Genomic DNA, 18219 nt, shown 5'->3' on the forward strand with positions numbered 1-18219 from the left:
CGGTGACCGCGTCGCTTGACGAGATCGAACGCGAGCGGTGGCTCAGCTCGCCGCTGTTCGGTGACCGCTGGATCGAGCACCACGCGTCGGTTCCCTCCCGTCCCGTCGAGTCGGTCGGCTCCGGTCCCGGCCCCGCCGTCGCAGCGGGCCCCGTCGCGGCGGGCCCCGACGTCGTGTCGCTCGACGGCGAGTGGCAGCTCGCCGGCGCGCTGCCGGGACGGGAGTTCTCGATCGAGCGGTGGCTGAGCGACCGATCGGATGCGGCCCGCCGCAGTCCCGTCGGCTGGCACCGGCCCGACACCGACCGTTCGACCTGGGTGAGGGCGACCGTGCCCGGCACGGTGCAGGGGGCGCTCGTCGCCGCGGGGGAGATGGCCGACCCCCTGGTCGACGACAACACCCACGCCGAACTCGTCGAGCACGGCGTGCCCGAAGAATGGCCGTGGTACTTCCGCCGCACTCGGATCGAGCAGCAGGAGTGGTGGTACGCCCGTCGGTTCGCGGTGCCCGCGCACTGGCGCGGCCACCGCATCCGCCTGTCGTTCGACGGCCTCGACTACGCGGCATCCGTTTTCGTCAACGGGCGGCCGGTCGCGCGTCAAGTCGGCATGTACGGCGGCCCCGACGTCGAGGTGACCTCGGTGATCGACGTCGACGCCCAGAACGAGATCGTCGTGCGCATCGATCCGCCGCCGCGCGACTGGCACGGCATCATGAAGCCGTCGCCCGGATGGGGCTGGCACTACGGGCACCTGATCTCGATGGGCATCTGGCGCGGGGTGCGTCTCGAGCGCGTGCCCGAGGTCGAGCTCGCGGATCTCGCCGTCGTGGTGACCGACGCCACCCCGGGTGCCGCCCGTGTCCGGCTGCAGTGGGACGTCGTCGGCGCGCCGCACGACGCGGATCCCGACGCGGCGCCCCTCCCGGCCTCGGTGGTCGTCCGCGATCCCGACGGCGTCGTGGTCGTCGACCAGCACGTGCGCGTCTCGGCGGGCCCTGACCTGACGCGTCATCACGTCGAGGTCGACCTGCCCGACGCTCGGCTGTGGTGGCCGTTCGGCTACGGCGACCAGCCGCTGTACACCGCCGAGGTGCAGGCTGCCGGGCAGGTGCTCAGCAGCACGTTCGGCATCCGTTCGGTGCGGATGGAGCCGCTTCCGCGAAAGCACGGCCCGGGCACCTACGACTGGCGGTTCGTCGTCAACGGACGGGCGCTGTTCCTCAAGGGGGCCAACTGGTGCTGGACCGACCCGATGGCCCGCCGCGGCTTCGAGGTCGACCGGCACATCCTCGACCTCGTCGAGCGCGGCAACCTCCAGATGCTCCGCGCCTGGGGCGGGGGGACGATCGAGAGCGACGCCTTCTACGACGAGTGCGACCGGCGCGGCATCCTCGTGCTGCAGGAGTTCCCGTTGACGTTCGGTCTCGACTCGACCGGTGCCGACCTCGCCGCCATCGACGAGCAGACCTCGCGCATCGTGCGGCGACTGCGCAATCATCCCTCGCTGGTGATGTGGGGCGGCGGCAACGAGAACCCGGCGACGATCACCTCCGACGATCTGCTCACGGTCATCGGGCGTCGCGTCGCGCAGTACGACCCCGAGCGGCCGTTCCATCGCACCGATCCGTGGGGCGGCAGCGAGCATTTCTACGGGGTCTACCACGAGGGCATGCCCGTCGAGGCGTACGCCGGTCTGCTGCCCGCGGTCTTCGGCGAGTACGGGTTGTCGAGCCAGTGCGACCTCGCGAGCATGGCGCGCTTCCTCGACCCGGCGCTGCTCGAGCAGTGGCCGCCGCCCGAGCACGGTGCCATCGTGCAGCATCAGTCGCAGTTCTCGCTCTTCGACCTGTTCAAGCAGGCACGGTATGCCGCTTACGGGCCGATCCGCGACTGGCGGACGTTCGTGGAGTACTCGCAGCTCGGGCAGGGCGATGCGCTCCGCTTCGCCTCGGAGCGGATGCGCGCGCACAGCGGCGACGAGACCTCGGCGTACTGGTTCTACAAGATCGGCGAGGCCTTTCCCGGCGCGTCCTGGGCGGTCATCGACTACTACGGCGTGCCCAAGCTGTCGTATTACCGGGCGAAGCAGTTCGGTGCGCCGGTGTCGGCGTACGCGACGTACGAGAAGTTCGACTGGGCCGCGGACGAGACGTTCCGAGCGAGCATCCATGTCTCGAACGACACGCCGCGCGCGCTCGCGGATGCCCGGTTGCGCGCGCGACTGTACGACGCGGAGCTCCGGGTCATCGCCGAGCACGAGTGCCGGGTCGACGTCGAGGCCGACGGACGCGTCGATGCGGTCGAGATCGTGGCGTCGCTCGCGGGGCGGCCGGTCGAGCCGGTCGTGCTCGCCGTGACGCTGCAGGATGCCGCGGGCGGGCGGATCTCGTCGCAGTGGTACCCCTTCAACCATCAGCGGAAGGATGCCGCGTTGCGCGAGCTCGAGGCGCGACCGCTGGACGAGCTCGGCGATCGGCCCGTGGCGGAGCTGCTCCAGCCCTACGAGGAGCTGACCTCGCCCCTGTCGGAGCTGCCGCAGACGTCGCTGTCGGCGCAGGTGGTCGACGGGGCCATCGTCGTGCGCAACGTCGGAGACCACGCGGCGCCGATCGTGCTCATCGACGGCTTCCCGCACGGGGTGGGCGCTGTTCTCGACGACAACGCCTTCGGGCTCGATGTCGGAGAGGAACGGCGGGTCGGGTTCGGGCTGCCGGGCGACGCCGGCCGTGCCGTGCTCGGCGACGTGCGTGTGCGAGCCTGGAACGCACCGGAGGTGATGCTCTCGTGAGCAGAAAGCGCACGATCCTGGCCACGTGCGGGGGATGGAGTCCCGCGGAGTGGGGAGACGTCGAGTTCAGTCCGCTGCAGCGCTACGCGCTCGACCTGACCGGTGTGACGGGGCGGCGGCCGCGCGTGGCGTTCATCAACACCGCGGCGGGCGATCAGCGCGTCGACGAAGGGCGCGAGCTCGCGGCGGCGCAGCAGCTCGGTGTCGATGCCGTGCACATCCGGCTGTTCGGGCGGAACCAGCCCGACCTGCGCGACGCGGTGCTCGGGAGCGACCTGGTCTGGGTCGCGGGGGGCAGCGTCGCGAACCTGCTCGCGGTGTGGCGCGTACACGGCCTGCCCGAGATTCTCGCCGAGGCGGCCGACCGGGGGACCGTGCTGGCCGGCACGTCGGCCGGCGCCATCTGCTGGCACGTCGGCGGCCCCACGACGACGTTCGGTCCGGTCGCGGTGATCGACGACGCGCTCGGCTTCGTCGACCGGTCGGTCGGAGTGCACTACGACTCCCAGCCCGAGCGGCGTCCCGCGCTGCACCGCGCGATCGCCGACGGAACGCTGCCGAACGGCTTCGGCCTCGATGAGGGCGCCGCGGTGCTCTACGTCGACGGCGCGCCGGTCGAGATGCTCACCGAGGCGCCGGCGGGTGCGGTGTGGGCCGTCGAGCGAGACGGCGACGGGGTCACCGAGTCGCGCTGCGAGACGCGGCTGCTGGCGTAGCGGTCGCCTCCGTCGTTTCCCTTCGCGTGTCAATGGCCCGCCCCATCGTGCTCGGGCGGGCGGATACTGAGGGCATGTCCCGAGCCGCCGCCACCGCGACGCCACCGCCGAAGACCTGCGCCTCGTGCGGGCGCGAGATGCAGTGGCGCGCCAAGTGGGCGGCGAACTGGGACGAGGTCCGCTACTGCTCGGACGCCTGCCGCCGTCGCGGCATCCGTCCCGTCGATGCGCGGCTCGGCGAGACGATCCTCGAACTGCTGAGCGCCCGCGCGGCAGGTGCCACGATCTGCCCGTCGGAGGCGGCGCGGAAGGTCGGCGGCGAGGAATGGCGCGACCTCATGGAGCCCGCTCGCCGTGCCGCACGCCGGCTCGTGGCCGACGGCGAGGTCGAGATCACCCAGCGAGGTGCTGTCGTCGATCCCTCGACGGCGAAGGGGCCGATCAGAATCCGTCGCGCGCGCTGATGACGGCCCGGCTCGCGCCGGGATCCCGCGGAGGCACCTTCTCGAAGTCGGACTCGCGGATGCGGGCGTGGATGCCGCACACGATGTCGACGACCTGGGAGATGTCGAAATCGGTCGCCGCGCTGAGGTAGGCGTAGGCGAGGTGCTCGTCCATGCCCCAGCGGGCTGCGAGCAGGTCGATCGCCGCACGCACGCACTTGCGCATGGCCTCGGCGAGGTCGACGTCGAGGCCGGTCGGCACGAGGAACTCCTCGGTGCGAACGAGCGGACCGGTCAGCTCGCCGAACTCACGGAGAGCCTCGGCGCGGGGGACGACCTCGAACCGCAGCGTCGCCCGAAGCGACGCCTCGAGAGCGGTGAGCGCCACCTCGCCGTCGCCCTGCGCGAAGTGCGGGTCGCCGACGTAGGCCAGGGCGCCGGGTACCTGCACCGGCAGGTAGAGGCTCGTGCCCTCGACGAGCAGGTTGATGTCGAGGTTGCCCCCGTGCGCACCCGGTGGGACGGAATGCGGTCGCTCGCCGCCGGCGACGGCCACGCCCATGGTGCCGAGGAAGGGCCGGAGCGGGAACTCGACGATCCGATCTCCGTCGTCGGTGAGCGGGAGAGTGGCCACCGCTCCCGATGCCCGCTCCTCCACGGGGGTGAAGACGCTCACCGGGTGGGGCCCGCGCGGGAGGACGCCCACGAGCGCCCCCTTGCCGTGCCGATTCGATATGACGCCGTAGGGCACGCGGGGTACGAGTCGCTCGACGGTGATCTTCAGGAGGTCGCCGGGAACCGCGCCCTCCACCTGGATCGGGCCGGTGATCACGTGGGGCCCGTCGCCGGCGGGGTCGCGCGAGAGCGAGGCCGCGATGGCAACCGCATCCTCGAGAACGTCGCCGGGCGCCACGCCGTGGCGTCCGAAGTAGGCACGCGGATCCTTGCCCTGGTCTTCGAGGATGCCTTCGTGGCTCACGGTGTCGATCGTGACGGTCGCGCCCGAGGCGACGGTCAGCACGGCGGCATCTATCGCGCACGGCAGGCGTCCCCACATCACGGTGTCCGACCCCGCGGCGAGGTAGTGGTCGCCGGGGAGGTCGCCGACGCCGGGCTGCAGGACGCTCATGCGACGACCGCCCCGCGGCGGGCGGGGGTGAACAGCCGCGCGTGGCCGAGCACGACGACGGCGGCGGTCAGGACGGCCGACAGCAGCAGCGGCGCCGCCGGACCGAAGTGCAGCAGCAGGGCCCCGACCAGCGCGCCGAGGAAGAGGACGACGATGGCTCCGAGCCGGCGGTTCCACACGCCCCGGACGCCGTCGTCGACGAGGGACTCGCTTGCGAGGGAGGTCAGGGTCGAGGTCACCACGACAGTCGTCATGTCGGCGACGGCGACGCTCCGCGCCACGGCCGCCTGCAGGCCCATCGCCGCGGCGGTGAGGGTCGATGCGGTGAGGACGACGGCCTCCGTCTCCCGCGCTCCGGGGAAGAGGAAGGCGACGCCGAGCCCTGCCAGGACGAGCGCGCCCGCGGTGAGCAGGCCGGAGACCGCGCCGCCCCACTGCTTGCGCCGCGACTTCAGGAACAGTCCCGCGGCGAAGGCCGCGACGGTGAACGCGGCCAGCGCGATCGCCGGTCCGAGCACCGGAAGGTCGTCGCCGCCGGCGACCGCCATGCCGAGGATCACGATGTTGCCGGTCATGTTGCCCACGAACACGCGGTCCAGCGCGAGGTAGCCGACGGCGTCGACGAGTCCCGTGACGAACGTGAGCAGCATCAGCGCGAGCAGCGCGGTCCGGCGCTCGGCCGGTGCCAGATGGCGCCGTTCGGATGCAGGGGTCGGGCGGTTGCGTCGCACGGTGCGCCTCTCATCGCGGCCCACGACGGGCCGGTTCGAGAAGACAGTAGCGGATGCGGCGCCGATTGGTCCTACCACTCGCGTCGTGAAGCTCAGTTCGGATCGGGCAGGCCGCTGCGCTCGATCACGTCGCGGATCTCAGCGAGGTGGATGCGCATCGCGTACTCGGCAGCATCCGGGTCGCGGGCGGAGAGGGCGGCGAGGATGCGCAGGTGCCCGTCGTGCGACAGGCGCCGCCCGTCGGCGTCGAGGTGCGAGGACAGGCGGGCGGCCACCGTCCACGACGCGGTCAGCTCGCCCAGGGCGGCCAGCAGCGGGTTGCCGGTGGCCTGCGCGATCGCGGTGTGGAAGGCGATGTCGAGGCCCGCCGAGCCTTCCGGATCGTTCTCGTCGCCGGATTCGAGCAGGGCCCGGAGAGCGTCGAGCTGCGCGGGGCCGACGCGGCTGGCCGCGAGGCGCACCAGCTGCGGCTCGGTCACGGCCCGGAACTCCGCGGCGTGACGGAACTCGGCCGCCAGGTCGTTCATCCGGTCGGCGAGGGCGGCGGCGAGCGGAACGGTGCGGGTGACCCGGTTGGCGCTGCCCTGCCGGCGCTCGACGAGCCCGAGACCGGCGAGACGGGTGAGGGCCTCGCGGAGCGCGTTCCGCGAGACGCCGAGCGTCTGCGCGAGGACCCGCTCGGGCGGCAGGGATGCACCCGACGCGAGCTGGCCGGTCACGATCAAGCGTTCGAGGTGGCGCGCGATGTCGTCGGCGAGGAGCGCCTGGGTGCGGGGGAGGGGGCCGAGGCTCGCTCCGATGGGGTCGGTCACGACGGGTACTCCCTCGGCTGGTGGTGCGCCGCTCAGTCTCCCACGGTCCGGACGGGCTCCGGTGGATGCCCGAGCTCGCGGAGCGTTCATTCCCCCGAGGTTCCGGTCGTGTAAAAGGCTCGTTACGGTCCTACCAATCCTGGGATTCGTCCGCACGGTCCCGCCTAGCGTGTCACCGACCGCGACTCGGCGGGACGACGTGTGCGAAGGACGGAATCGTGAAGAGAGCACTGCGGAACCCGGCGTTGCAGATCGGCCTCGCGGCGGTGCTCGGCATCGTCTTCGGCCTCGTCCTGGGCGACGCGGCCGCGAACCTGGCGTTCGTCGGCGACATCTTCATCCGCCTCATCCAAATGGCCATCGTGCCGCTCGTGATGTCGTCGATCATCGTCGCCACCGGGTCGCTGCGCGGGTCGGGGATGGGCCGGCTGGCGACGCGCACCTTCGCGTGGATGCTGGGCTTCGCGGCCGTCTCCGCCGTGGTCGCGTGGATCATCGGCTCGCTCGTGCAGCCGGGTGCGGGTGTCGACTTCTCGGGCGCCGTCGACCCGACCCTCGAAGACGCCGCGGGCGAGGCGGCCGGTTGGCAGGAGACGGTCGTCGGCTTCGTGTCGACCAACGTCTTCGAGGCGATGTCGGGTGCGGCCATGGTGCCGATCATCGTGTTCTCGCTACTGTTCGGCGCAGCGCTCAACGTGTATGTCACGACGAGCGGCAACCGACTCGTGCTCGACTTCTTCGATCAGATCCAGCAGGTCGTGCTGACGATGATCCGCTTCGTCATGGTGGTCGCGCCGATCGGCGTGTTCTGCCTGCTGGCCGATCTGGCGGGGACCGTCGGGTTCGGCGTCGTGCTCGGTGCCCTCGGCTACCTCGGGTCGACGCTGCTCGGGGTGCTGATCCTCCTCGTGCTGTTCGTCGCGGTGGTGTGGGCGCGCACGCGCGTCAACATCGGCCTGCTCCCCGCCAAGCTCGCACAGCAGACGATGATCGCGGTCACGACGACGAGCTCGGCGGTGACCTATCCGACGGTGCTGAAGACCGCGATCGAGAGGGTCGGGGTCGCTCGCCCCGTCGCCAACTTCACCCTCTCGGTGGGCCTGACGATGGGCTCGTACGGTGCGGTGCTCAACTACATGCTCGTCGTCATGTTCCTCGCCCAATCCGGCGGTCTGGACCTCGACCCGGGCACCATCGTCCTCGGCATGGGGCTGGCGGTGCTCCTCAACATGGGCACGATCACGGTGCCCGGCGGTTTCCCGGTCGTGGCGACCTTCCTCGCGACATCGCTCGGGCTCCCGCTCGAGGCCGTCGGCCTCCTCATCGCCGTCGACTGGTTCGCGGGGGTGTTCCGCACCTTCCTCAACGTCAACGGCGACACCTTCGTCGCGATGCTCGTCGCGGATGCCGACGGCGACCTCGATCGCGACGTCTACGAGGGGCGCACCTCCGTGCTGACCGCCTGACTCTCGCGCGACCCTGGCGGATGCGCCCATACGGCGATATCATCGCCGTATGACGATGGATGCCGCGAGGGTGGAGCGTGAGCCGGTCGAGCTGGACGCGCGCGCGACCGAGATCTACGCGCACCTCTTCCAGGCGCTCGCCGACCCGACGCGCCTGGCCGTGCTGCAGCACCTCTCGTACGGCGAGCATCGCGTACGCGATCTCGTCGACCACGTCGGCCTCGCGCAGTCCACCGTGAGCAAGCACGTCGCCTTCCTGCTCGAGTGCGGCCTGGTCACGGTCCGCCCGGAGGGACGCGCATCCTGGTACGCGCTGGCCGAGCCCGACGCGACCGCCGTGCTCATCACGGCGGCCGAGGGTCTGCTGCACGCGACCGGCACGCGCGCGACCCTCTGCGCGCACCTGCGCCGACCGCGACCGATCGCCGACGCTGCGGCGGCCGGCTGATGGGCGCCGGACACGGGCACGGCCCGGCCCGCGCCGCCGAGGGTGCGGGCGGGGCTGCGGACTTCCGGTCGAAGCTGTGGATCGCGTTCGGGATCGCGGCGGCGATCGTCGTGACACAGGCGGTCGGCTCGGTCGTGACGGGCAGCCTCGCGCTGCTCACCGACACCGCTCACGCGCTCACCGACGCGTCGGGCCTTCTCGTCGCGCTCGTGGCGGCGACCCTCATGATGCGACCCGCGAACGCCCGACGGACGTGGGGCTTCCGCCGCATCGAGGTCATCGCGGCGATGGCTCAGGCGGCGCTGTTGCTGGTGGTGGGCGTGTACGCGGCCATCGAAGGCATCCGGCGCCTGCTGGAGCCACCCGAGGTACCGGCGCTCGAGCTGCTCGTCTTCGGTGTCGTCGGCCTCGTGGCCAACATTGTGGCGATCGCCGTGCTGTCGTCGAGTCGGGGCGCCAACTTCAACATGCGCGCGGCATTCCTCGAGGTGCTCAATGACGCCCTCGGGTCGGTGGGGGTCATCGTCGCGGCGATCGTCATCGCCACGACTGGATTCATGCAGGCGGATGCCGTCGCCGGCCTCTTCATCGCGGCGCTCATCGTGCCCCGCGCGGTGAAGCTCATGCGGGAGACGGCGTCGGTGCTGATGGAGTTCACCCCGCACGGGCTCGATCTCGACGACGTCCGTGCCCACATCCTGCGCCTCGAGCACGTGACGGACGTCCACGACCTGCACGCGTCGACCGTCGCCTCGGGCCTGCCGACCATCACCGCGCACGTCGTCGTCGAGGATCGCTGCTTCACCGACGGTCATGCCGCCGCGGTGCTGCAGGAAGTGCGCTCGTGCGTCGCCGAGCACTTCGAGGTGTCGGTGTTGCACTCGACGTTCCAGGTCGAGAACGCGCGCATCCGCGACGAGGAGCCCGACTCGGTCCGGCACGCCTGACGGCTCAGTCGCGGGAGTCGAGCACCGTTCGCACCAGCCGGGTGGAGCCGGCGACGGCGGCCGGCATCGCGAAGACCGCGCCGAGCGGCACGAGGAAGCACAGCTGCGTCGCGACCCCGAAGCCGAGGAAGCGAGCGCGGTGAGCGCGCCGCAGGCGACGGCGGTCACGGGCCAGGATGCCGCGGGCCGACAGCGCACGAGAGCTCAGCTCGTCCGCGAGGAGCCAGCCCGTGAGCGAGATGGCGGTCACCGACCCGAGCACGCCGCCGACGACGGGGATGAGCCCGACGAGACCGGCGAGCACGGCGGCGAGCAGGCCGCGCGCGATGAGCCCGACCGCGTCGCCCACCGAGCGCCAGAACCCGCCCTCGCTCTCGGGCACCGGGCCGCCGATGTCGGCCTCGGCGGCGCGCCAGATGCGGTCGTAGAACGGTTCGCCGACCATGAGGGTGAGCGCCGTGAACGACACCGCGACCAGCACGATCGCGGCTCCCAGCAGGGTCGTTCCGGCGGCGATGCGGACGGCCGTCGCCCAGGCATCCGGCCACGCGTCGGCGAAGGGCGTGAGCCCGTCGACGATCTGCGGGAGGAACGCGCCGAGCGCGATGAGTCCGCCGAGCAGAACGATCCCGACGATGGCGGCGGGGATGAGACCGAGCGCCATGACCCCGGGGCGGCGCGACCAGAAGCCGAAGCCGCGCACGAGGTCGGCGGCGCCGCGGAAGAACGAGCGAGCGGGGGCATCCGGCATGCTCTCATCCTGCCCCGTAGCGGCCATCGGTCGGTGACGCGGGCATAACCACATATCGTGTGACAGCGCCAGGGGTTGCCGCAATCGGCCCCGAAACGCTGGAGTGTTGCGATGACCAACGACACCAGTGCGCCGACCGCCGAGGATCGGCCGGGACTGAAGCGTGCCATCGGGACACCCCTCCTGTTCGCGTTCATCGTCGGAGACACCCTCGGCGCCGGCATCTACACCCTCGTCGGGACGATGGCCACGGATGTCGGCGGCGTCATCTGGCTGCCGCTGCTCATCGCGCTCGTCGTGGCGCTGCTGACCGCCGGCACCTACGCCGAGCTCATCACGAAGTACCCCCACGCGGGCGGTGCGGCGCGCTACGTCGACCGCGCGTTCGGAAAGCCGTTCCTGTCGTTCATCGTCGGCTTCCTCATGATGGCCTCGGGCATCACGACCGCCGCAGCGCTGGCCAACGCCTTCGCCGGAGACTATTTCGCCGCCCTCTTCGACGTCCCCCCGATCCCGGTCGCGATCGCGTTCATCGCCGTGCTGACCCTGATCAACCTCCGGGGTGTCCGCGAGTCGCTCGCGACCAACCTCGTCGCCTCGGTCATCGAGGTCACGGGCTTGGTCATCGTCATCTTCGTCGCGGCGATGGTCTTCGCCGGGGGCGGCGGCGAGCCCGCTCGCATCTTCGAGTTCGCTCCCGACGTCCCGCCGCTGCAGGGCGCTTTCGCGGCATCCATCGTGGCCTTCTTCTCGTTCCTCGGCTTCGAGGCCGCCGCCAACATGGCCGAAGAGGTCAAGAACCCCTCGAAGGCGTACCCTCGGGCACTCTTCGGTGCGATCACGACGGCTGCGGTGGTCTACCTGCTCATCGCGATCGGCGCCGTCATCGTGGTGCCCCCGGCCGAGCTCGCCGAGTCGACCGGGCCGCTCCTGGACGTCGTCACCGCGAGCGGGGCGGCCATCCCGCCGTGGCTGTTCAGCCTGATCGCGCTCGTTGCGATCGCCAACGGTGCGCTCCTGTTCATGGTGATGGCGAGCCGGGTGGGCTACGGCCTCGCCGAGTCGGAGCTCCTTCCGCGCGCCTTCGGCCGCGTGCTGCCCAAGCGCCGCACGCCGTGGGTGTCGATCCTCGTGGTGGCGGGCGCGACGATGCTGCTGACGGTGGTCGGCGACATCGGCACGCTCGCGGAGACGACGGTGCTGCTGCTCCTGCTCGTCTTCCTCTCGGCGAACGTCAGCGTGCTCGTGCTGAAGAAGGACAAGGTCGACCACAAGCACTTCTCGGTGCCGCGGGTCGTTCCCGTGCTCGCGATCATCGCGAGCATCGTGCTGCTGACGCAGCAGACCGGCCCCGTCTGGCTCGGCACGGCCGGCTACATCGTGGTCGGCACGATCCTCTTCTTCGTGGCGCGCGCCGGTCGCCGTCGCACCGATCGCAAGGACGGCGCGGCGAACGCGGCCGCAGCCGGCGAACAGGCCGAGTGAACCGCGCCCGCCCGGCCGACTCGTCAGCTCGCGGGGCCCTGGTAGCCCAGGCCTGAGCTGATGCGATCGGCGGTCTCGACGACCGCGCGGCCCAGCTCCGCGCCGCGCGCTTCGAGATCGATCGCCGTGACCGGACCCGAGATCGACACGGCGGCGACGATCTTCCCGCTGCGATCGAGGATCGGTGCGGCGGTGGAGGCGCGCCCGAGCACGAACTCCTCGACCTCGATCGCGTAGCCGCGCCTCGCCGTGAGAGCGACCTCGCGGTCGAGAGCCTCGTGCGTCGTGATGGTCGCCTCGGTGAAACCGGGGAGCTCCGGCAGCAGCCGTGTGCGCTTGTCGCGGTTGGTGCCGATGAGCGTGGCCTTGCCGATGCTGGTCGCATGCAGCGGCACACGCTGCCCCATCAGAGTGTGCGACTTCGGCGAGAGCGGTCCTTCGAAGTTGCACAGGTAGACCAGTTCCGCGCCGCGCAGCAGGGCGATGTTGACACCCAGGCCGATCTCGCCGGCGAGGCTCTGAGCGATCTGACGGCCGACGCGGTGCACCCGGTTCTGATTGATCGCGATGCCGGCCAGCGTCATCAGCTCGGCGCCGAGGAAGTACAGGGACGTCTGCGGATCGCGCTCGACGAGCCCGCCCGCCTCGAGCGTCGCGAGCAGGCGTGACGCGGTCGATTGGCCGATCCCCGCCTCGCGTGCAACATCGCTCACGCGCATGGGCTCACCTCCCGAAAAGGTCTCGAGCACTGTGATCGCCTTCTCGACGCTTTGATTCGCGCCTTTCTCCGCAGCCATGCTTCCTCGCTCTCGCCGCCGCCGTCTGTCATCCCATTATGCACATAGTGCATGGCAGTTGCGCAGTGTGCGCACGTCGTGCACTCTGAGTTCGGCGACACCGCTGGTCGCCATCCCGGCAGTCGCAGACGACGGTCGGACGACGAGACGAAGGACGACGATGACCTCTTCGAGCGTGACAGCTCACGAGAGCCCCGGGCGGGGCCGACTCGGTTCGCGGCTGAGCGAGCGCACCTTCCTGGTCTTCCTGCTCCTGCCCGGGTTCGTGCTGCTGTGCGCGATCGTGCTGTATCCGTTGCTGCGGTCGCTCGTCTCAGCGTTCTTCGACGAGAACCTGCTCTACCCCGGCATGGAGTTCGTCGGCCTCGAGAACATCGCCGCCGTGCTCGCCGACGATTTCGGCCGTCTCGTCTGGCAGACCCTCATCTTCACCGTCGGCGCGACCCTCGCCCCGTTCCTCATCGGGCTCGCGCTCGCGCTCGTGCTGAACCAGAGCTTCCCGGGTCAGCGGCTGCTGCGAGGTGCCTTCCTCATCCCGTGGCTCATCCCGGGCGTGGTCGTGTCGTTCCTCTGGATGTGGATCTTCGACGCCAACTACGGCGTGCTCAACGGCATCCTGATGAGTCTCGGTGCCATCGACAGCCCGGTCGCGTGGCTCTTCCAGACCGACGCCGCTCGCGGCGCTCTCATCATCGCGAAGACGTGGAACACCTTTCCCTGGGTGATGGTCATGTTGCTGGCCGCCCTGCAGACGGTTCCCGGCGAGCTGCATGAGGCCGCCTCGATGGACGGGGCCGGCGTCGTCCGCCGGTTCTTCGCCGTCACCTGGCCCCACATCCGCGGCGTCGCGGCACTCGTCGTGCTGCTCGAGTTCATCTGGAACTTCCAGCACTTCGACACCATCTTCGTGCTCACCGGCGGCGGCCCCGCCGGCACCACCAGCACCTTCGCGACCGAGGTGTACGACGCCGCGTTCCGCGGTTACGACCTGGGCCACGCCGGCGCGCTCGGCGTCGTCTGGATGGCGCTGCTGACGGTGCTCGTCGTCGTGTACGTCTGGCTCTCCGAGCGCGGCGAGAAGGAAGGCTCCCGATGAGCACCATCACCCCCGTTCCCGCCCCCGCCCCGGCAGCATCGCCGGAGGCTACGCCCATGCGGCCGCGGCCGGCGCGTCGACGTCGCGGCCGCGTCCGCTGGGGCATGTGGGCCGCGCTCGCGGTCATCGTGCTGTTCGGGTTCGCCCCCGTCTACTGGCTCCTGGTCACCTCGCTCACGCCGAGCGACCGGGTGTTCGCCTTCCCGCCGACCCTCTTCCCGACGCAGGTGACGTTCGAGCACTACGCGACGGTCTTCGGGAACGAGCAGATCTTCGGATACCTCCGCAACAGCGTGATCGTGTCGGTCGTGACCGCCGTGCTGTCGGTCGTGGTGTCGATGTACATGGGATACGCGTTCTCGAAGTACCGCTTCGCGGGGCGCAAGTCGCTCATGTACTTCGTGCTCTCGAGCCAGATGTTCCCGCAGGCCCTGCTGCTGGTGACGCTGTACCTCGTCTTCGCGCAGTTCGGCCTGCTGAACACCTACCTCGCGCTGATCCTGTCGTTCACGACCTTCACCCTCCCGCTGTGCGTGTGGATGCTGAAGGGCTTTTTCGACGCGCTGCCCGACGACCTCATCGAGGCTGCGCGCATCGACGGCGCCGGCCCATGGCGCATCTTCCACTCGGTCGTGTTCCCGCTGGCGGCGCCCGGCCTCGTCGCGGCGGGCCTGTTCGCCTTCGTCCGTGGCTGGAACGACTTCATCTTCGCGCTCACGCTCGCCGGGCCCGATCGGCAGACGCTGCCGCCCGGTCTCGTGAACACGTTCATCTCCGAGGCCAGCACCTCGTGGCCCGCGCTCATGGCGGCATCCCTCGTGGTGTCGGTGCCCGTGTGCGTCGCGTTCATCCTGCTCCAGCGCTTCCTCGTCGGCGGCATCACCGCCGGCGCGGTCAAGGGCTGACCCACCCACCCGATTCGAAGGAGAATTCATGGTTCAGGACATCTCGCGGCGCGCGCTGCTGCGGTACTCGGTGTTCGGCATCGGCGGCGCCGCCGTGCTCGGCCTTGCCGGCTGCGCTCCGGGCGGCTCCGGTGCGCCAGCGGCCACACCCGGCGGCGGCGGCGCCGCCACCGACTTCACGTTCTCGTCGTGGAGCCTGTCGGAGGAAGCAGCCAAACCGGCGATCGAATCCGCCCTGTCGAGCTTCCGGCAGGCCGAGGGCATCGAGATCGACACGGTGGCCTACCCGTACAACGACTACCTCAATCAGCTGACACTGCAGGTGCGGGGCGGTCAGTTCGCCGGTGCTGCGCAGCTCGATGTCGCGTGGCTGTCGGCGCTCGCCGCGCTCGGGAAGCTCACCGACCTGTCGGCGCTCGCGCAGGGCAAAGGGTACACCGACGCCGCGCTCGGGGCGGGGCTGTCGGACGGCAAGCAGCTCGGGCTGCCGTGGACGATCGGTGCTGTAGGCCTCATCGGCAACGCCGAGCTGTTCGACCGCGCCGGGGCGTCGCTGGCACCCACGACGATCGAGGAGTTCGAAGAGGGGTTGCGCGCCCTCAAGGGCATCGGGGTGATCCCCTACGCGGCGAGCACGAAGGCCGCGCAGCTCAAGGACATCGTCGTCTGGATGCAGACTTTCGGCTCGCCGATCGTCGACGGCGACGAGTCGGCCATCGGCGATGAGGCGTCGATCAAGGCTGTCGAGTGGTACAAGAAGCTCTACGACGAGGGACTCATCGCCCCCGACGTCGACCGGGCCGCCGCACGTACCCTCTTCGCGCAGGGATCGACCGCGCTCTACGACGACGCGCCGGTGGGCAAGTCGGCGGTGCTGTCGCAGTCGCCCGACGCCTCGCTCGGCGACAAGATGACCCCGATCGCCCGTCCGGTGCTGAAGGCGGGTCAGACTCCGCAGCACGTTCTCTGGGGGCACCTCGTCGTCGTCGTCGACGGCGACGGAGCGCAGACGGCGGCCGACTTCGCCTCGTGGCTCACGAGCGACACGGCGCAGAGCGAGACGTACTTCACCGCGCTGGGGCTGCCGCCGACGACGGATGCCGCCCTCTCGTCGTCCGCCGTCACCTCGAACGCCTTCGTCGAGGCGTTCACCTCCTCGGTCACCGCGACGGCCAAGCCCAGCCCGCTGTGGAAGTACCCCGCTTACGGACAGATGGAGACCGCGATCGCCGAGCAGGTGCAGGCGGTCCTCATCGGTCAGGCCAAGCCCGCCGCCGCGATGAAGACCGCGGGGGAGGCGATCTCCCGCCTGCTCTGAGCCCGTCCGGGGTCGCCCGTCGGGATTCGCCCGCCCGTCTCACCGCTCGAACAGACCGCCGTCTCACCGGCGGAAGCCGTCTCGCTTTCGCCGGTGATCCCCCTGCCCTGAAGGAACCATGCGCACTCAGAACATCGAATCCGACATCACCGTGGTCGGCGGCGGCCTCGCCGGAGTCTGCGCGGCGATCAGCGCCGCGCGGCTGGGGAAGCAGGTGGCGCTCATCGGCAACCGGCCGGTGCTCGGCGGCAATTCGTCGTCGGAGGTGCGTGTCTGGGTCGTCGGCGCGACGTCGCACGGCATTCAGCGGTTCGCCCGTGAGAGCGGCGTCATCGGCGAGCTCTACGTCGAGAACCAGTACCGCAACCCCGAGGGCAACCCGATCATCTGGGACGAGGTCGTGCTCGACGCGGTGCGGGCCGAGCCCAACATCCGGTTGTTCCTCAACACGGACGTGCGGGAGATCGACACCGACGACATCGACGGCGAGCGGGTCGTGACGGCCGTGCACGGGTGGACGATGGGGTCGGAGACCGCCACGACGTTCCGCAGTCCCTACGTGCTGGACTGTACCGGCGACGGCCTCATCGGCTACCTCGCGGGTGCGGACTTCCGCATCGGGCGGGAGGCGCGCGACGAGTTCGGCGAGGCATGGGCGCCTGAGACGGCCGATGACGAGCTCCTCGGCTCGACGATCCTCTTCTATACGAAGGACCTGGGGCGACCGGTCGACTTCGTCGCGCCGGACTCGGCGAAGGACATCTCGACCACCCCGATCCCGACGTCGCGCATCCTGCGCTCCGGCGACTCGGGCGCGCACTACTGGTGGATCGAATGGGGTGGTCACCTCGACACCGTCCATGACAACGAGGCGATCCGCGACGAGCTGCGCTCGGTCATCTTCGGCATCTGGGACTACATCAAGAACTCGGGGCGCTTCGACGCCGAGACGCTCGACTTGGAATGGGTCGGCACGATCCCCGGGAAGCGCGAGTACCGCCGGTTCCTGGGTGACCACGTGCTGACCCAGAACGACATCCTCGATCAGGTCGACCACCACGACGCGGTCGCGTTCGGCGGGTGGTCGATCGATCTGCATCCGGTCGAGGGCATGTACGCCATCGAGGCGGGAGCGCACCAGCGGTACTCCGACGGCATCTACGGCATCCCGTTCCGCAGCTACTACTCGCGCAACGTCGCGAACCTGCTCGTGGCGGGACGCGACATCTCGGCGAGCCACGTCGCTTTCGGGTCGACCCGTGTGATGGCCACGTGCGGCGCGGGCGGTGAGGCGGCGGGAACCGGCGCCGCCCTCGCGCTCGACCTCGGGGTGCGCCCGCGCACTCTCTCGACCGATCATGCCGAGGAGCTGCGCCAGGTGCTCCTGCGCCAGGACGCCTCGGTGTTCGGGGTGCGCAACACCGACCCGGCCGACCTGGCCAGGCGCGCCCGCGTGACAGCGTCGTCGGTCGCGACGACGATCGACCCGGTCGAGCTCGAGCCGGATGCGGCGGTAGCCGAGCATCCGCTGGACTCCGACGTCGGCGTGCTCCTTCCGGTCGACCCACGGCTCGACGGCGTCGACGTCCTGCTGAAGGTGGCCCGGCCCACGACCCTCACCGCTGCCTTGTGGAGCACGGGCCGCCGGCAGAACGCGGTTCCCCTCGATGAACGGGCCCGGGTCGAGGTCGAGGTCGCCGCCGCTCCCGAGCCCCAGTGGGTGCGGTTCCCGCTGACCTGGGCTCCGGACGAGCCCGAGAACGTGGTCGTGGTCCTGGGCGCCGACCCCGACGTGAGCGTCTTACTCGCCGACGCGCAGGTGCCGGGGGTGCTGACTCTGCCGCACCGCCCGCAGGCCGACGGTGACCAGAACGTCGCCATCGACGAGTCGGAGCGCGTCATCGCGTGGCCCGCGATCCCGCTGCGCGGCCGCACTGCGCGTGTGCGCCTGCACCCCGAGACCTCGGCGTTCGCGGCGCAGCAGGCGGTCGGCGGTTACCAGCGGTTCTTCGGTGGGCCGAACCTGTGGATGGCGCGTCCCGACGACACGGCGCCGCACCTCGCCCTCGCGTGGAATCAGGAACAGTCGATCAGCGCCGTGCGCCTGGTGTTCGACGACGACACCGACGTCGAGCTGAACACGCTGCACCATCACCGCACGCCCGACCGCGTGTTCCCCGAGCTGGTCCGCGACTACGTCGTTGAGACCTGCGGCACCGACGGTGTCTGGATCGAACGGGTCAGCGTGACCGCGAACCGCCGACGCCAGCGCGTGCATGAGGTCGAGGTCGACGGAGTGACCGGCCTGCGCGTGCGGGTCACGGCCACGAACGGCGCTGCGCAGGCGCGGATCGTCTCGCTGCGCGTGATGTGAACACCGGACGAA

General features: G+C 70.5%; 16 protein-coding genes. 11 read left to right on the forward strand and 5 right to left on the reverse strand.

Features of this window, described 5'->3' with window-relative positions; genetic code table 11:
- Window positions 1–2 precede the first annotated feature (2 nt).
- The 3 genes from ACPYN5_RS07700 to ACPYN5_RS07710 all read left to right on the forward strand — a co-directional run bounded on the left by ACPYN5_RS07700 (window position 3) and on the right by ACPYN5_RS07710 (window position 3969).
- Complete coding sequence (locus tag ACPYN5_RS07700; protein ID WP_424448392.1) at window positions 3–2789, forward strand: glycoside hydrolase family 2 protein; 2787 nt, start codon at window positions 3–5, stop codon at window positions 2787–2789.
- On the forward strand, window positions 2786–3505 hold the full coding sequence (locus ACPYN5_RS07705; protein WP_424448393.1) for a Type 1 glutamine amidotransferase-like domain-containing protein: 720 nt from the start codon (window positions 2786–2788) through the stop codon (window positions 3503–3505). The genes ACPYN5_RS07700 and ACPYN5_RS07705 overlap by 4 nt, the downstream gene beginning before the upstream one ends.
- 74 nt (window positions 3506–3579) lie before the next feature.
- The gene (locus tag ACPYN5_RS07710; RefSeq protein WP_424448394.1) at window positions 3580–3969 is read left to right on the forward strand and encodes a DUF3253 domain-containing protein; all 390 of its coding nucleotides are present in this window, start codon (window positions 3580–3582) and stop codon (window positions 3967–3969) included.
- Here ACPYN5_RS07710 and ACPYN5_RS07715 read toward each other — a convergent pair.
- The 3 genes from ACPYN5_RS07715 to ACPYN5_RS07725 all read right to left on the reverse strand — a co-directional run bounded on the left by ACPYN5_RS07715 (window position 3947) and on the right by ACPYN5_RS07725 (window position 6620).
- A complete protein-coding gene (locus tag ACPYN5_RS07715; protein WP_424448395.1) occupies window positions 3947–5077 on the reverse strand; it encodes an acetamidase/formamidase family protein in 1131 nt (376 codons plus the stop codon). The two genes, ACPYN5_RS07710 and ACPYN5_RS07715, sit on opposite strands and share 23 nt — an antisense overlap.
- On the reverse strand, window positions 5074–5808 hold the full coding sequence (locus tag ACPYN5_RS07720) for a YoaK family protein (protein WP_424448396.1): 735 nt from the start codon (window positions 5806–5808) through the stop codon (window positions 5074–5076). The genes ACPYN5_RS07715 and ACPYN5_RS07720 overlap by 4 nt, the downstream gene beginning before the upstream one ends.
- Before the next feature lie 92 nt (window positions 5809–5900).
- Window positions 5901–6620, reverse strand: coding sequence for a FadR/GntR family transcriptional regulator (locus ACPYN5_RS07725; RefSeq protein WP_424448397.1), 720 nt, complete (start codon window positions 6618–6620; stop codon window positions 5901–5903).
- Between the two features lie 218 nt (window positions 6621–6838).
- Here ACPYN5_RS07725 and ACPYN5_RS07730 point away from each other — a divergent pair, with 218 nt between their 5' ends.
- Genes ACPYN5_RS07730 through ACPYN5_RS07740 form a run of 3 tightly spaced genes read left to right on the forward strand, consistent with a single transcriptional unit; the run spans window position 6839 to window position 9481 of the window.
- A complete protein-coding gene (locus ACPYN5_RS07730) occupies window positions 6839–8086 on the forward strand; it encodes a dicarboxylate/amino acid:cation symporter (protein WP_424448398.1) in 1248 nt (415 codons plus the stop codon).
- 49 nt (window positions 8087–8135) lie between these two features.
- Window positions 8136–8534 (forward strand): ArsR/SmtB family transcription factor, encoded by a 399-nt coding sequence (locus tag ACPYN5_RS07735; protein WP_424448399.1) that lies wholly within the window; start codon window positions 8136–8138, stop codon window positions 8532–8534.
- The gene (locus tag ACPYN5_RS07740; RefSeq protein ID WP_424448400.1) at window positions 8534–9481 is read left to right on the forward strand and encodes a cation diffusion facilitator family transporter; all 948 of its coding nucleotides are present in this window, start codon (window positions 8534–8536) and stop codon (window positions 9479–9481) included. Before ACPYN5_RS07735 ends, ACPYN5_RS07740 begins: the two co-directional genes overlap by 1 nt.
- 4 nt (window positions 9482–9485) lie before the next feature.
- On the opposite strand, the gene ACPYN5_RS07745 is transcribed toward ACPYN5_RS07740, so the two are convergent.
- Complete coding sequence (locus ACPYN5_RS07745) at window positions 9486–10232, reverse strand: EI24 domain-containing protein (protein WP_424448401.1); 747 nt, start codon at window positions 10230–10232, stop codon at window positions 9486–9488.
- A gap of 111 nt (window positions 10233–10343) precedes the next feature.
- Between ACPYN5_RS07745 and ACPYN5_RS07750 the strand changes: the two genes are divergently transcribed.
- Window positions 10344–11717: an APC family permease gene (locus tag ACPYN5_RS07750; RefSeq protein WP_424448402.1), complete on the forward strand. Its 1374-nt coding sequence runs from the start codon at window positions 10344–10346 to the stop codon at window positions 11715–11717.
- A 23-nt stretch (window positions 11718–11740) separates the two neighbouring features.
- On the opposite strand, the gene ACPYN5_RS07755 is transcribed toward ACPYN5_RS07750, so the two are convergent.
- Complete coding sequence (locus ACPYN5_RS07755; RefSeq protein WP_424448403.1) at window positions 11741–12514, reverse strand: IclR family transcriptional regulator; 774 nt, start codon at window positions 12512–12514, stop codon at window positions 11741–11743.
- Window positions 12515–12674: 160 nt separating this feature from the next.
- Between ACPYN5_RS07755 and ACPYN5_RS07760 the strand changes: the two genes are divergently transcribed.
- The 4 genes from ACPYN5_RS07760 to ACPYN5_RS07775 all read left to right on the forward strand — a co-directional run bounded on the left by ACPYN5_RS07760 (window position 12675) and on the right by ACPYN5_RS07775 (window position 18207).
- Complete coding sequence (locus ACPYN5_RS07760) at window positions 12675–13610, forward strand: carbohydrate ABC transporter permease (protein WP_424448404.1); 936 nt, start codon at window positions 12675–12677, stop codon at window positions 13608–13610.
- Window positions 13607–14515 carry a carbohydrate ABC transporter permease gene (locus ACPYN5_RS07765; RefSeq protein ID WP_424448405.1) on the forward strand — a complete coding sequence of 303 codons (909 nt, stop codon included), beginning with the start codon at window positions 13607–13609 and terminating at the stop codon, window positions 14513–14515. The genes ACPYN5_RS07760 and ACPYN5_RS07765 overlap by 4 nt, the downstream gene beginning before the upstream one ends.
- 28 nt (window positions 14516–14543) lie before the next feature.
- Window positions 14544–15833 (forward strand): sugar ABC transporter substrate-binding protein, encoded by a 1290-nt coding sequence (locus tag ACPYN5_RS07770; protein ID WP_424448406.1) that lies wholly within the window; start codon window positions 14544–14546, stop codon window positions 15831–15833.
- A 118-nt stretch (window positions 15834–15951) separates the two neighbouring features.
- Complete coding sequence (locus tag ACPYN5_RS07775; protein ID WP_424448407.1) at window positions 15952–18207, forward strand: FAD-dependent oxidoreductase; 2256 nt, start codon at window positions 15952–15954, stop codon at window positions 18205–18207.
- The last annotated feature ends 12 nt before the right edge of the window (window positions 18208–18219 follow it).

The organism is Microbacterium arborescens (assembly GCF_049707515.1).
In the GTDB taxonomy this organism is placed as follows: domain Bacteria; phylum Actinomycetota; class Actinomycetes; order Actinomycetales; family Microbacteriaceae; genus Microbacterium; species Microbacterium arborescens_B.